This is a genomic window from Fictibacillus nanhaiensis, from assembly GCF_049537595.1.
GTDB classification, from domain to species: domain Bacteria; phylum Bacillota; class Bacilli; order Bacillales; family Fictibacillaceae; genus Fictibacillus; species Fictibacillus nanhaiensis_F.
In genome coordinates this window covers 205,403-218,611 of record NZ_JBMULM010000003.1, presented here as the reverse complement: position 1 = coordinate 218,611, position 13,209 = coordinate 205,403, and the positions used below count along the sequence as shown (strand labels likewise).

At 39.2% G+C, this 13,209-nt stretch carries 20 protein-coding genes; 5 read left to right on the top strand and 15 right to left on the bottom strand.

The window, feature by feature from the left end; translation table 11 throughout:
* Nucleotides 1-24: 24 nt before the first annotated feature.
* The gene (locus tag ACOZ9X_RS16430; RefSeq protein ID WP_423419146.1) at nt 25-1,542 is read right to left on the bottom strand and encodes a hypothetical protein; all 1,518 of its coding nucleotides are present in this window, start codon (nt 1,540-1,542) and stop codon (nt 25-27) included.
* 58 nt (nt 1,543-1,600) lie between these two features.
* Nucleotides 1,601-2,452 carry a hypothetical protein gene (locus ACOZ9X_RS16425; protein ID WP_423419145.1) on the bottom strand — a complete coding sequence of 284 codons (852 nt, stop codon included), beginning with the start codon at nt 2,450-2,452 and terminating at the stop codon, nt 1,601-1,603.
* Between the two features lie 209 nt (nt 2,453-2,661).
* Here ACOZ9X_RS16425 and ACOZ9X_RS16420 point away from each other — a divergent pair, with 209 nt between their 5' ends.
* On the top strand, nt 2,662-3,393 hold the full coding sequence (locus ACOZ9X_RS16420) for a Bax inhibitor-1/YccA family protein (protein ID WP_066391075.1): 732 nt from the start codon (nt 2,662-2,664) through the stop codon (nt 3,391-3,393).
* A gap of 33 nt (nt 3,394-3,426) precedes the next feature.
* Here ACOZ9X_RS16420 and ACOZ9X_RS16415 read toward each other — a convergent pair whose 3' ends face one another.
* The 3 genes from ACOZ9X_RS16415 to ACOZ9X_RS16405 all read right to left on the bottom strand — a co-directional run bounded on the left by ACOZ9X_RS16415 (nt 3,427) and on the right by ACOZ9X_RS16405 (nt 4,835).
* Nucleotides 3,427-4,074, bottom strand: a complete 648-nt coding sequence (locus ACOZ9X_RS16415; RefSeq protein ID WP_423419144.1) for a hypothetical protein — start codon at nt 4,072-4,074, stop codon at nt 3,427-3,429.
* Between the two features lie 62 nt (nt 4,075-4,136).
* Entirely contained in the window at nt 4,137-4,289 is a 153-nt protein-coding gene (locus ACOZ9X_RS16410) for a hypothetical protein (protein WP_153238238.1), read from the bottom strand.
* Between the two features lie 102 nt (nt 4,290-4,391).
* Nucleotides 4,392-4,835: a DUF6376 family protein gene (locus ACOZ9X_RS16405; RefSeq protein WP_423419143.1), complete on the bottom strand. Its 444-nt coding sequence runs from the start codon at nt 4,833-4,835 to the stop codon at nt 4,392-4,394.
* A 143-nt stretch (nt 4,836-4,978) separates the two neighbouring features.
* On the opposite strand from ACOZ9X_RS16405, the gene ACOZ9X_RS16400 reads away from it, so the two are divergent.
* Complete coding sequence (locus tag ACOZ9X_RS16400; protein WP_423419142.1) at nt 4,979-5,161, top strand: hypothetical protein; 183 nt, start codon at nt 4,979-4,981, stop codon at nt 5,159-5,161.
* 29 nt (nt 5,162-5,190) lie between these two features.
* Here ACOZ9X_RS16400 and abc-f read toward each other — a convergent pair whose 3' ends face one another.
* The 7 genes from abc-f to ACOZ9X_RS16365 all read right to left on the bottom strand — a co-directional run bounded on the left by abc-f (nt 5,191) and on the right by ACOZ9X_RS16365 (nt 9,211).
* Nucleotides 5,191-6,825, bottom strand: a complete 1,635-nt coding sequence (gene abc-f / locus ACOZ9X_RS16395; protein ID WP_423419141.1) for a ribosomal protection-like ABC-F family protein — start codon at nt 6,823-6,825, stop codon at nt 5,191-5,193.
* 273 nt (nt 6,826-7,098) lie between these two features.
* The gene (locus tag ACOZ9X_RS16390) at nt 7,099-7,545 is read right to left on the bottom strand and encodes an Hsp20/alpha crystallin family protein (RefSeq protein WP_423419140.1); all 447 of its coding nucleotides are present in this window, start codon (nt 7,543-7,545) and stop codon (nt 7,099-7,101) included.
* A gap of 12 nt (nt 7,546-7,557) precedes the next feature.
* Nucleotides 7,558-7,761 (bottom strand): spore germination protein GerPB, encoded by a 204-nt coding sequence (locus ACOZ9X_RS16385; protein ID WP_066391066.1) that lies wholly within the window; start codon nt 7,759-7,761, stop codon nt 7,558-7,560.
* Nucleotides 7,758-8,153, bottom strand: a complete 396-nt coding sequence (locus ACOZ9X_RS16380; protein ID WP_423419139.1) for a spore germination protein GerPE — start codon at nt 8,151-8,153, stop codon at nt 7,758-7,760. The genes ACOZ9X_RS16385 and ACOZ9X_RS16380 overlap by 4 nt, the downstream gene beginning before the upstream one ends.
* A 9-nt stretch (nt 8,154-8,162) precedes the next feature.
* A complete protein-coding gene (locus ACOZ9X_RS16375; protein WP_423419138.1) occupies nt 8,163-8,333 on the bottom strand; it encodes a spore gernimation protein GerPD in 171 nt (56 codons plus the stop codon).
* Nucleotides 8,308-8,934, bottom strand: coding sequence for a spore germination protein GerPC (gerPC, locus tag ACOZ9X_RS16370; protein ID WP_423419137.1), 627 nt, complete (start codon nt 8,932-8,934; stop codon nt 8,308-8,310). The genes ACOZ9X_RS16375 and gerPC overlap by 26 nt, the downstream gene beginning before the upstream one ends.
* 55 nt (nt 8,935-8,989) lie before the next feature.
* Nucleotides 8,990-9,211, bottom strand: coding sequence for a spore germination protein (locus ACOZ9X_RS16365; protein ID WP_197191837.1), 222 nt, complete (start codon nt 9,209-9,211; stop codon nt 8,990-8,992).
* 162 nt (nt 9,212-9,373) lie between these two features.
* Between ACOZ9X_RS16365 and ACOZ9X_RS16360 the strand changes: the two genes are divergently transcribed.
* Both ACOZ9X_RS16360 and ACOZ9X_RS16355 read left to right on the top strand, forming a co-directional pair.
* Nucleotides 9,374-9,592 carry a spore germination protein gene (locus ACOZ9X_RS16360; protein ID WP_066391061.1) on the top strand — a complete coding sequence of 73 codons (219 nt, stop codon included), beginning with the start codon at nt 9,374-9,376 and terminating at the stop codon, nt 9,590-9,592.
* Between the two features lie 11 nt (nt 9,593-9,603).
* Nucleotides 9,604-10,146: an Hsp20/alpha crystallin family protein gene (locus ACOZ9X_RS16355; protein WP_423419136.1), complete on the top strand. Its 543-nt coding sequence runs from the start codon at nt 9,604-9,606 to the stop codon at nt 10,144-10,146.
* 92 nt (nt 10,147-10,238) lie between these two features.
* On the opposite strand, the gene ACOZ9X_RS16350 is transcribed toward ACOZ9X_RS16355, so the two are convergent.
* The gene (locus ACOZ9X_RS16350) at nt 10,239-10,982 is read right to left on the bottom strand and encodes an AIM24 family protein (RefSeq protein ID WP_423419135.1); all 744 of its coding nucleotides are present in this window, start codon (nt 10,980-10,982) and stop codon (nt 10,239-10,241) included.
* Between the two features lie 119 nt (nt 10,983-11,101).
* Here ACOZ9X_RS16350 and ACOZ9X_RS16345 point away from each other — a divergent pair, with 119 nt between their 5' ends.
* The gene (locus ACOZ9X_RS16345) at nt 11,102-11,443 is read left to right on the top strand and encodes a DsrE family protein (protein WP_137791536.1); all 342 of its coding nucleotides are present in this window, start codon (nt 11,102-11,104) and stop codon (nt 11,441-11,443) included.
* 449 nt (nt 11,444-11,892) lie between these two features.
* Here ACOZ9X_RS16345 and ACOZ9X_RS16340 read toward each other — a convergent pair whose 3' ends face one another.
* Together ACOZ9X_RS16340 and ACOZ9X_RS16335 are read right to left on the bottom strand one after the other, a co-directional pair.
* Nucleotides 11,893-12,276: a YggT family protein gene (locus ACOZ9X_RS16340; protein ID WP_423419134.1), complete on the bottom strand. Its 384-nt coding sequence runs from the start codon at nt 12,274-12,276 to the stop codon at nt 11,893-11,895.
* A gap of 56 nt (nt 12,277-12,332) precedes the next feature.
* Nucleotides 12,333-13,196: an aminoglycoside N(3)-acetyltransferase gene (locus ACOZ9X_RS16335; RefSeq protein ID WP_423419133.1), complete on the bottom strand. Its 864-nt coding sequence runs from the start codon at nt 13,194-13,196 to the stop codon at nt 12,333-12,335.
* Nucleotides 13,197-13,209: the final 13 nt, after the last annotated feature.

The window sequence follows — 13,209 nt, the reverse complement described above, 5'->3', positions numbered from 1 at the left end:
CGCGAATCCCTGACTTCATTTTTACTATTTTGTTTCAGTTTCTACTATGATTTCAATTGTTTCTTCAGTTGCTGGCACTTCAACAACTTCTGAAGCATCTTCTTCTAAAACATCTTCAACTGCTAAAATCGCCGCGTTGATCGCTGCATGAAGCTTTGCATTTTCAGAAGCGTGCTCAACTGCTAATGAACGAATTTTGTTCAAAAGAGCAGAAACTTCTTCTTCAGTTGTAGTTTCTTCAGTTGCCGGAGCTTCTTCTGTTACTTCTTCTTCAGTCGTAGTTTCTTCAGTTGCCGGAGCTTCTTCTGTTACTTCTTCTTCAGTCGTAGTTTCCTCAGTTGCCGGAGCTTCTTCTGTTACTTCTTCTTCAGTCGTAGTTTCCTCAGTTGCCGGAGCTTCTTCTGTTACTTCTTCTTCAGTCGTTGTTTCTTCAGTTGCGGGTGCTTCTTCCGTTACTTCTTCTGTTGCTTCAGCATGTACAGCAGCGTTTGGTGCAGCATGCAATTTTGCGTTTTCATTTGAACGCTGGAATGCATTAGAGTTGATTTTGTTTTGAAGAGATTTGTTTTCTTTTACTTCTGTTTCTTCTTCAACAACTTCTTCAGTTACAGGTGCTTCTTCAGTTACTTCTTCTTCAGTAGTTGTTTCCTCAGTTGCTGGTGCTTCTTCCGTTACTTCTTCGTCAGCATGAACAGCAGCGTTTGGTGCAGCATGCAATTTCGCATTTTCACTTGAACGCTCAAATGCATTAGAGTTGATTTTGTTTTGAAGAGATTTGTTTTCTTGAACTTCTTCTGCGTCTTCAGAATCTTCTTCGTTAGAATCATCGTCCTCTTTTACTGCATCATCGTCAGCAATAACATCTGTTTTTTCTTCTTCTTTAACTGGGTTATCTTCATTTTCCTCTTGAGCTGCATCATCTTCAGAGTCTTCGTCGTCTTCTTTCACTGCATTTTCATCCAAAACGTCAAGATCCTCTTTACGTGTAGCATCCTCATCTTCTGTTACTGAATCTTCCTGTTTATCCTCTTCAGGATTCGATGTAACTGGAACTTCAATTTCAATAACTTCTGTTTTTTCTTCCTCAACAGGAACTACAACTTCTTCTTTAGTTTCTTCTGAAACAGGTTTTGCTACAGGCTCTTCTATTGGTTCTTCCGTTTTAGTCGGAACAGCATGAACCGCTGAGTTTGGAGCAGCGTGTTTCTTAGCTGTTTCACTTGCATGTTGAGCAGCTTGAGAATGACTCTTATCTTTAGCAGGTTTTTCAGCCTTTTCTGGCTTAGTAGCAGGTTTCTCAGGTTTGGCTGGCTTTTCAGCTTTTACTGGCTTTTGAATCTTCACAGTAACTTTAGCCGGTTTTTCAAACTTTTCTTCCTTAGCTTGTACGTTACCTTGAGATCCTTTTGCACTTTGAGCAGCAATGGCCTTTTCTGATTGGTGGCCAGCCGCTTCAGCAGCCCCTGTACCTACAACAGCTGCAAGAGTTAATGTTCCAGCAAATACGATAGATTTTACAAATGTACGGTTGACTTTTTTCATTTTAAATTCGCTCCTTAAATTTTCAGATAGTTGTTCATATCACAATTTTCTAGAAAAATTAAAGAGCCTTTTCCGGTGGTCTTCCTGGCGGTGCGTTCACCCATTGACTTCTTAAGAGGTCCATTCTGCCAAAATACACAGAAACCTTTTCCCCATCCTCAAAAATAATCGGTAACACTAAATTAGCTTTAAAGTTAGCAAATGACGTTGTTCCGGCTCCACCATCTGTATGGTTTGATGGTGAGGAAGATCCTTGCCCTGTAGTTGCTGCAATTCCCTTTGAAACGGGAAGCGTCGGTAATTTTGAAGATTCCTTATTTGAAAAAGGAGATAAATCCTTTTTCAACCGTGAATCACTAACTTTCTCCTTTATAGGAGCATGCTTCTTTTTAAGTACCTTTACCGATTCATTTATTGAAACGGATTTGTTTACCACTGTTTTTCTATGTATAGCACTTGATGATTCAGCCTTTTTTAAATCAGAACGCTCTGCCTGATTCACTTTTTCAGTCTGCCTCATCGGGACAAGTTCTTTAGTTTGTCGTTTAGGATCTGATTTTTTTACCCCGCTTCGGTAGTTTGCATTTTGAGAACTTTTCTGTTTAGAAATCGGAACTTGCTTGGGCACCTTTGTTTTAGATCGTTTTCCAGAATCCTTAGATTGAGGTTTATTCAACTCCACTTTACCCTTACTTTCAGTCGGCTTAGTTCTCAATGCTGTTCCTACTTGTTTTGTGGCTTGTACAGGAACACGATCTGTAACTTTGTCTTGCTGTACGATCTGCTGGTTGTTTCGCTCAGCAATTTGATTCCGTTTCTCCACATCTTCTTTCTCTGCAAACACTTCTGCAGGAATAAAAAGGACGGCACCCGCGATTAACCCCTGCATTATGAGGTTTGATATACGCATACACTCACCTCCCTTCTTTCAACTATATAATACTTCCATAACGTTAAATTTTTGTCGGTCTTTGTCTAAAATAGTCAAAATTTCCTAATATATTTTAAATGCATGTGAAATGTCATTATAATGAATGATGATGTGACATATATTTTTACGCATGAAACTTTAACGATGTTTGTACGTATTTTATGTATGGAAAGAAGGAGGGATTTTACATGAGAAGTGCGAATCCTGCTTTAAAAGGCTCCACTTTTGATAAGTTCAGGGGAACGTCTTTTAGCAAGAAGATGACTTTATCAGGAACAGTAAACAAAACGTTTATTCTTCTGCTCATCTTGATGGCATCTGCAATTTTTACTTGGTATCAATACAATTTAGGTAACCCAGTCGGTCATTTGATCTTGATTGGTTTGGTTGGGGGTCTTGTAACGGCGTTAATCGTTGCATTCGTGCCTAAAACAGCACCATTACTTGCACCGGTATATGCCGCATTAGAAGGACTTGCAGTTGGGGGGATATCCGCTAATTTTGAGGCTCAATTCAATGGTATTACCTTGCAAGCTGTTGCTTTAACATTCGGAACGTTGTTTGCCTTATTGCTCGCTTATATGTTCAGGATCATAAAAGTAACGCAGAACTTCAGATTGATCGTTTTCTCAGCGACAATGGGAATCATGCTTGTTTATCTTACTAGTTTTATTTTAGGCTTTTTTGGAATGAGCGTGCCTTATCTGCACAGCACAGGTCCGATCGGAATCGGAATTTCTTTGTTTATCGTCGTGATCGCAGCACTAAATTTAGTTTTAGACTTTGATTTTATTGAATATGGAGCAGATCGCGGAGCCCCTAAATATATGGAATGGTACGGTGCGTTCGGACTCATGGTAACGTTAGTTTGGCTGTACTTTGAAATATTGCATCTGCTTGCTAAATTAAGAAGAAACTAAAAAAGGAGAAGCCCATACAAAGGCTTCTCCTTTTTACGTCAATATGTTTATCCATCTGTAAATCGCCCAGCATCCTACACCAATATTGACTGCAAATAATGCAGCTAACATGGCTTTGTTATGATAAGTAATGAGCTGCGCGAAATATAATGCTCCCCATACGATGAGAGTAAGTAATGCCCATATGAGGCTGCTAGTATTTCCTTGCATAACTGCTCCATAGCTGAAGATCCATGTATACGGAAGTAAGAGACTTCCAGTAACAAAATAAATGCTATGAACACCGTGTGTTTGAAATTTGTTAGCTAGAGGCGCTCCTTTAACCATTACACCATAAAGTAAACATATCCCAATGATAATACCAAGGAAGAATCCGATCTGAAAAATTTCATAAAAGAAAACAGGCAATACGGAAAATGCCTCTAACCAAAACAATCTGCTAAAAAAAAGTATGGTTAGTCCGAACAAGATATAAGGTATAGAATAGCGAGTTCGGATTCCCTTCCAAACTGTGTGGCCTAATAAGAGTAAGCCATAAACAAAAAACAAAAAACCCAGCAGTTTGCTGGAAAAAAGCATGAGGAAACTGTATAAACAGAAAAGAACGGCAAACGCAATATGATAGAAATAATCAAATTTTGTATGCCTAGCTTTTTTGAGCGTATTAACTATTAAATTCATGTTGCACCTGCCAAGACTAGTCGTGTTTATACATTTATCGTCAAAGACTGGTTATTTTCAAGTTATTCCTTTGGCACTTTAACCACGCCTCGCATGTGCCAGAGATGAATGAGTTCTAATCGTTTTCGATATTGTTTCGCCTGAAGCCTGCCTTTTTTGTATCTTTTCTTCAATAGCTGCATATAATCTTCAATTTTAATATGATAGTCGTCCATTCTTTTACCCACCCTCACCAATTATCTCATTGTCATATTCCCGAATTTAGTCGAAATGTAACATGAAATTTTAAATAAATGGGCAAAAGTAAGAAAAAAGTATTACTCTCCTAATTGCTTAATATCGTTTAATAAGTCAGTGTATACTTTGACATCATCTAGCAACCCACTCTTCTCCAAAAAGTCAGGGGTCAGTTCTCCGTTCTCTACTGCCGTTTGATACTTATCTATTCCATCTTGGAAGGTTTGATTATGTTCCATCACCTGATTATGAATATCTTCAAATACGGATGGTGGAGATAAATCATTAAATTCTTCAATCGTTGTATTCATTTCTTCAAGGGCCTTTTCTAACTCAACACGTGCATTTTGATCAGAGACAGCTTTCTCCGCTAACGAAGGAATTTCTTTTGAAAATTGTTGCACTTCGTTAATATATTCCGTTGCTTCTGGAACATAATTGAGTCCGTTCGTTACGTCTTCCACCGCTGAACACCCTGTAAGTACACTAAATGACAAAAGAACAGCCAACATTGTTTTTTTCATTCGATCTCCTCATTTCTTTAGGATTTACTTTATTTGAATCTACATATATTCGAATTTCACTTATTATTTTTCTACGGCTTTGCTGCAATTAAGTTTCAAATTGGGACACTCTAATACTAGTTCAAACAGAAAGGCTGATTAACATGGCAAAAAAAGATAAAGAAAATGAAGGTAAGAAAGATCTGTACTTAGACGTTGACCGAATGATGAACGAAGGAATGGCCGGTGGTACGGTGGCCGACGAAAAGGATCTAAATCAAATCGGCTATGATTCTGGAATCAAAACCCAAGAAGAACCGCCAATAAAAGTAGATAAAGACAAGTAAAGCCGCTCATTTTGAACGGCTTTTTGCTTTTAAGATCTTAACTTATTCATTTTATGCAGTACCTCATTATATCGCCGATCGAGTTCTCCTTTTTCACTTATATTTGAGCAAATGGAAAGCTGGCTGATTAGTTCCGTCATTTCAAACTGCAGCTTAAGCAACTCATCTTCATCGTGATCGTTCATGCTCTGCTTTCCGCTTCGCTTCTTAAACTCTGTATAGTTCCCTTCGAACCAAAATGCCTTTGGCGGCTGCAGCTCTAGAATGTGTGTAGCTGTCTTTTCCATTAAACGTCTGTCGTGTGTAGCCAAGATAAACGTACCGGGATAGGCTACCAACACTTCTTCTAACGCTTCTCTTGTAAACAAATCCAAATAATTTGAAGGCTCATCTAACAACAATAAATTGTAGTCACTTAAAAAAAGTTTGGCTAAAGCCGTTTTCATTTTTTCGCCGCCACTTAATACTTCTACTCTTTTATATACATCCTCACGTTTAAACAACATTCTAGCTAAGACTGTTCTTACCCATGTTTCATCGTACAGACTATGTTCCATCACGTTCAAAAGAATACTTTTTTGTGGATCTAAGATATTAAGATGCTGATGAAAGTAACCTATTTTAAGCTGATTGGATTTATCAATCGCATCATTTCCATTATAGATCTCTTGAAGCAAGGTTGATTTTCCTGTTCCATTCTTGCCAGTCAATACAATCTTCATTCCCGGTTTTACAGAGAAAGTAAGATTGTTAATCAGCTGCTTCCCATTAAATCCTAGAGTGAGATCTTTTACAGCTAATGCTTGTTTTCCATGAATTTTAGAAAATCGTTGTATGTCGAATTCAACATTTTGCTGTTTCTTTGGCTTTTCTTTTTTATCGAGCATTTCAATTCTTTTTTCAATTACTTTTGATTTTTTCTCAAGTGATCGCTTTGCATTTTGAAGTTTTCCTTTGCCTAACTTTGCTTCACTATAAGACATGCGTGATGGTTTGTTCTTCATGTCTTTCGCTTTAACCGCTTTTTCAATAGCCGTTTTTTCTAGCCTTGTTTTTTCTTTAACATATTGTTCATATTCAAAATGTTTTCGCTTGAGTTGCTGTTCTTTTTGCATCAGATAATCTGAATTATTGCCTGGAAAGGTTGTAAACGTTTGTTGATCCAGTTCGATAATCTTTGTACAAACCATATCTAGAAATACCCGGTCATGAGAGACGAGCAATACCGCTCCTTTAAAATGTTGAAGGACATCGGCGAGCTGATCCATTCCTTCAACATCAAGATGAGAAGTAGGCTCATCTAAGACAAGGATATCTGGATCTTGTTCTAGAGCAGCAGCGATTTGAGTACGCGTTCTTTCACCACCGCTCATCGTGTCATACTTTTTGCCCTGCAGATTCCATACGGCCTCACTTTTTGAAGTAATTCGTTGCTCTTCTTGGTCAAACTGACTTACGATCGCTATTGTTCCGTAATGTTGGATAAAACCTGCATCTCTTACCTCAGTTTCCGCAAGTAATTTAAGAAACGTTGATTTTCCAGTACCATTTAAACCAACTAGACCTACTCTGTCGTTAGCAAAAAGTTGCAGCGGTTCTGTTTGCTTTATTATTAATTTTCCATCATACGATTTTTCTAATTGTTTCGCTTCTAATAAAAGCATAATAAAAACCTCCCCTATTAACTAGAGAGGTCTGCCCAAGCCAAAGTACGTATCACAAAAAAACACGCAAAAACACGTTTTTTTGCAACAAAAAAACAGGCCTGTATTGAAGTCCTAAAAATGGGCAGAGAAATCCTATCTAGCGTTCTACTTTTTTTATTCAAGTAAATGGCTAAAATCAGATTAATTGCGCATTGGACGTATACACCTGTTCCTTCCGTTGTTTTCCTATATTGTAAGGTAGTTCATATCCGGCCGTCAAGAACACGCTCGCTATTCTTGCACCCAGTTTAGATTTACCTTTCGCTGATTCGCTCCAGGTCTTGTATCTTTTAATAAGCGAATGAATAATAACCCTTTCCGATAAAAGGCCTGAACAGGCTCTTGAAGAACTTTTTCTGGTAAGTGGATCTCTCGATTAAATGCTCCGAGTTGAAATTCCTCTGAACTTAAGTGGTAGGAATCTAACGTTAGTGATAACTTTCCTTGTACAGTCAGCTTGAACGGATCGACCATTACTTCAACATCCTCTGTGCGATTTAAACCGGGAAGCGCTAATACACAGCAAATTTCCTGTGGTGTGTCATAGATGTTGCAAAGAGGACTCTCATTATTTTGATTATTAGTCGATCTTTGATTTTGATTCGGTGTAAAGAACTGATCACCAAAATATTCTTCGGCCATCCTTTTCCAGTCCATCATTTGTTTCCAAGTGTCCAATTCAATCACCTCTTATGAAGGCGGCCCTAAAGGAACAGAAGGAGCAGTATCCGGATCCGGAATCTGAGGGGCAGGACCTGTAAAACCGCCTGTGTTAAATAATTGCGATATTGGCTGTATAACCCCCGCGCTTCCTATTTGGAGCACAGATGAGTTTTGTATACCATCTACTCTTATCTGTTGAATAACGATCGTCTGACTAACAAAAAGGTTCATGTTTCCTCCTCCTCACTTTCCGGATTAGGATTCGTTAAGAAATTACGAACATGCTTAACACGAGATTGAAGCTTTATATCATTAACCGATCCAATATGAAGGATTGATGAACTGGACACCCCAAGAATATCTATTTTCCCAACTCTAATATATGGGTTCGCATGATACGTTTGCTTTACCTTATAAACCGGGCAAACCGGAACTAATACCGGCTGTGAAAAAACTTTGTATTTGCTGTACGGAACATTGAACGTTCCAAACTTTGTACTTTCTCTCTGAATAGCTAGCGCTGCAGAAAAGCTATTGATCTTGTCAGTATCTCCTGTTTGCAAAACACCTGAGTTAGCAAGAGAATTCAAGACGATACAGTCAACGACAGATGTTCGATACATCATACACCCCTATAGTGGAACAAGTGATGTACCTAAGACTAAAGATTCCGGAGGTGTGTCGAATGCAGACCCTAAACTGATACAATCTGTGTCTCCGACTAATACGACTGACGATAACCCCACACCGATGATATGAATCTCTCCTACAAACAACTCATGATTGGTTACGCAAAATTTCATTCTCATCCCCTCCAGTAGACTTAGAATCTCGTAAATGTACGATAAACGTTTCAATACCACGATAGATGTCCTCTTTTGTTTTTTGAATGATATCTCTTCTGCCTCGCTCGTCTTTTGGTTCATATTTTGTTAGATAGTGCTTGATCCGCCCTGGTACTTGTCGCTGAACATCTTCTAATATGAAGATTCGATAAGGTTCATCTAAAGGAACGTTCATTTTACTTTCAAGTGATTTTAAATAGACAGGAGCTTCTTTCTCAAAAAAACCATCCATCACTTGAATCATCTCTCTATAGTTTGGATTTTCAATCGTACTTCTTTCCATCTTTCCAGGCATCTGAAGGGTATTCTGACCAATATTGAACTGTTCGATCAAGTCTTTGCTATCATTAGAAGACCCAAGTCCGATGTGCAGGGTGCCTTCCAGTTTTTCTATCTTTAACTGATCAAACTTATATTCTACATTTTGAGGTTGAGAGGATAGATCGCTCACTTTTTTCTTTAATGCTTTTATCTGGTCTTCCAAGTCTCTAATCTTATCATTCTGATCGAGGATCATCTGTTGAAGCTTGCTCAAGTAATAGTTGCTCTCTTCATTCATACAATCAGCTCCTTAGTTAGATGTATGCCTTCTATCTAAGGAATTTGCTTGTTGTTTAAAAATTTGCTGCCGCATTGCTGTCATTTACATCAGGGTCTTGTGTAAATGTAACATTATAACCGTTCTCCAGACGTAGATTATCCCCAGTATTGAAAGATCCTGCTCCTGCATACGTTTTTGCATAACTGACTGGACATATGGTCTGGACGTCTCCCACATGAAAAACGCTGCCGCTCGATACGGAGTTTACCGATACAGATCCCACAATTGCTGGCATATACGTTCATCCCCACTTTCAAGTACTTCTCACATGTTATGCATCCGCCCAATCTTTTGTGCCTAAACGCTTCCATTCACCTTTAGGCTTCTACCTACATAACTTATCTGTAAAGGACGACGTCACAATCGTTATTTTTATAGAAAAAGGGAGGTGCTAAAAGTGCCCTGTTTAATTGTAGCTCCTATTAATATTAATGCGGCAGAAGGGGTTGTGAATTTTGGCGATACACTCGTCATCAATCCCAAATCAACAGGCAAAGGATACAACGGCTCTGGCGGAGGAAACACAGGGAATTTTATACAAACAACAAACGTAGTTAACGCAACAAACACTTTAGATCCTGATATTTTCGATTCGAATAATGCCGGCAATGCTTAGGGGGTATAAAGATGTTAGGCAAAGGTCCATTGATGCCTTTTTTTAATAACCGTTCTATGGATGACTGGCTAAATTCTTTTGAGCAATACGTCAACAAAGGGCTCAATCAGTTCGAGAAATTTGCAGACCAGATGTCGTTTGAAGTGGATACAGAAGAGACAACGGATGACTACAAAATTCGCGCGAATCTAAAAGACTATAACCCTGAAGACCTTCAGATTGAAATCCTCAATCAAGGACTTCAGATTAAAGCACAACGCGAAGAAGTACGGTCAACAAAAAATAAACGGACGGGGCACTTTCAACAAAGAAAGGCAATGAAACGAACAGAGCGATTCGTCCAACTGCCTTTCATGTTTCGAAACGAAGATGTTAAAGCACAATATACGAATGGCATCTTGACCATTTCCGTTAACAAAAATGGCGGAGAAGTTATGAATCCGACTGTACCTATACAAGTTGTGACTAATTCAAGTGATAATAGTGTTGAGAAAGACAGTAATGCCAACAATACTGCTAATGTAGTTACGAACAACGGGCAGTTTGAAGAGTAGGTGCAACATTTCGTTTTCTTATGTATATTAATGCCTATAAAAAATGCTGACAGAAAAGGTGATATGTTCATCCTTTTCTATCAGCTTTTCTTTTATCTTCCTAGTGTGGGCGCAATCCACACCTCGCCGGTTCCTTCAAAAACGTGCAAGTAACCTTCACCGCTTGTCGCAGATCCGATGATAGAAGAGGAAGCTCGTCTTACAGAAAAATCGATATCTCCTTTTCTTAAGAGCGCAAAGTTACCATCCACTTGCAGTTTTTCATCATGAAGCTGTATCTTCATGATCTGTTGAAGCGGAACTGGACTCTGAAGCACACAAAATCCTGAGCCTCTTAATCTCGTTTGAAACAGTCCGTCCTCTCCTTTTATAGAAGACGTTAGTTTTTGTCTAGCTACACCCAATTGCACAGACGGTTCTGCCGCATAAAACATTCCGCGGTCTGCAACAACTTCTTCATCATTTAAGTTCAACAACAAATAGTGACCATACGACGGCTCTAAATAAATTTCTCCCGTTCCTTCATACAATGGTTTGAACAGGGATTCTTCCGTTAAAATATTCGAAGCCATCTTCTTCATGAACCCTCCAACTCCACCGGCATTGCTTTTCAATCCAAGATCACCTTTCATAAACTGCAATGCTCCCGCTTCAGCTTGTACCGCTCCTTGGCGCAATGTGATCCGAACTTGTTTTAACGATATTCCCGTTTCTTTAGCGTAGTACGAAGAACTTGAACCTGCACTTGTTACAGGTAACTGCTTATATTCAAGGACTTCAAAGGTTGCTCGACGTCCTTCTTCTTTTTCGATAACGTTAAAAAGTGATTCATTCATAACCATCATCCTCCTCCTTCTAGCATAACAAACTCTGACTTTGTTTAAACAAAGCGTGTTATAATTCACACAAAGATATTGGCTATCGCCAAAAGAATATGAGAGAGGCGTGATTTGACGTGCAGAACAAAATCATTCTTGTAACAACTGATTCATTTGGTACTGGTAACGATCCTGCTCTTGGAGAAAACGTAATGGAAACGTATTTTACTGTTTTGAAACAGCAATCTGATCTTCCAGCTGCGATTTTTTTCATGAATCGTGGTGTTTATTGCCTCACAGAGCAGTCTTTATGTTCGTTACATCTAAAAGAAATAGAAGATAAGGGCGTTAAAGTGTTCGCCTGCAAGACATGTGTTGACCACTATAACGTAGAAAATGAGCTTGCGGCTGGAGAAATTTCAGGAATGGCACATTTTGTAGAACTATCTGCTACATATGAAGTTATTACGATTGCATAATATATAAGAATTTTAATAGCTTTTACCACATTCGATGCTGAGATTGGATGTAGTTGATTTCCGCTCCAGGTTGCTCGCTTTCCGCGGGGCGAACGGTGAGCCACCTGTCTAGTTGCAGTGACTAGCCCCTCGAGGTCAAAAGTTAAACAGTCAAGAAGGCAAAGTTCGCCTTCATAGCTGTTCAACTTTTGCTTGTCGGGGCTGAACGAGCCACTTCCACTTTTCGGACTGCCGCTTTGCGCCACTAAGTGTCTCACCTGCCCACCTGTCCTAGCCAAGAGTCTCGCACCTTCCACTCCAATCAACTTGCAATGAAGTGAAGAAAAAATTCAAGGGCAACAATCCTCGAGCAAAAAAGAAGATGATCTACTTCCCATCTTCTTTTTTCTTCTAATTAATGTGACATAAAAAATACGTACACCTAACGAGCGGTGTACGCTTTTTTAGTTTTATCTTTTTTCTTCTCGTATGATTCTCTTTTCTCTAGTCGTTGCTTCGTCTCGGATAACTGGTTCTTCTCTAATAACTGTTTCACGATGAACGTGATCTGCTTTTCTTACTGAGAATAGCCTTTTCAGCAGCATGCCAACTACCCCATACACAATAATGGCAACAATCGTGGACAATTCGATCAGAAATCCATTGGCTAGTTCGATGTTTGGGAAAATCGCTGCAAATGGTAAAAGAAGCGGTTGGCTCAGTCCGTATATGAGCTGTGTGAAAGCTGCTCCTTCATTTGCATTAAACAGTTGAAAAATAAAACGTAAAATTAAGATTAGTTGAATGATACCGACTATGAATGAAATAATTGTGGCTGGAACGGAACGCCTCATCGCAATTCCCTCATTTCATTAGATTTGCTACTAAACATACCCTTCTTTTCACAACATTAAGCATGCTCAATCGGTTTATTACTTTGGTCATACTGACATAGCCATTTCTCCGTAAAATCCACCAGTTCTTTTTGTGGAATCAATCGACAATCAGCCTTCCCTACTCTTCCTTTTCTGACAGGATAACTATTTTGCTCGTAAACCTCTCCAATCTCTTCGAACAATTCTTCTCGGTAAGAAATTTGAGTGAACGACTTCCATACTCTTTTTCCATCGCTAAATAGTGGTCCTGCATTTTGTTCTGTACTCGGTGACGGTACGCGATGTTCGGCTAAGTGCATGGAGGTATTCGAATCATAGCCCACACCTAGCAGAAGAACATGACCCTGAAGTTCATAAACTCTCCCAAGAGGTGACTGTTCACCTAAACCAAAATCCACTGAATGATCGTTTATGATCGTTTCTTTATTTTTCCCCCATGCGGCAAAAGATTCTGTTGGATGATTGCTTCTTAGAACACCTGGAAACGTGCGAAACGCTTCTACAATCGCTCCCATAAAATATGTCGGTGTTACAGCTGGATCAAACGCAGGCATCTCTTCTATGATTGTCGGCCACCAATCCTTTGGAACCGGTGGATTCAGCCATCCTGCCGGATCAGAATAATGAGCCGTATGTGTAGGCATTACCAATGTTCCTTTTTCTGTAATAACGTCCATTAACGCTTGTACAACTGCAACAGGTCCTCCTACAACCCAACCTAGTGACTTCAAGCTAGAGTGAACGATAACGGTCATTCCTTTTCTCAATCCTAATGATCTAAGATCCTCTGCTAAAGTAACCCTCGTTTTTGGATAATCTGTATGTAATTCAATACTACTCACGCTTCTCACAACCTTCAGCTTCTTATGTACCCTCATTATACCAAAAAGA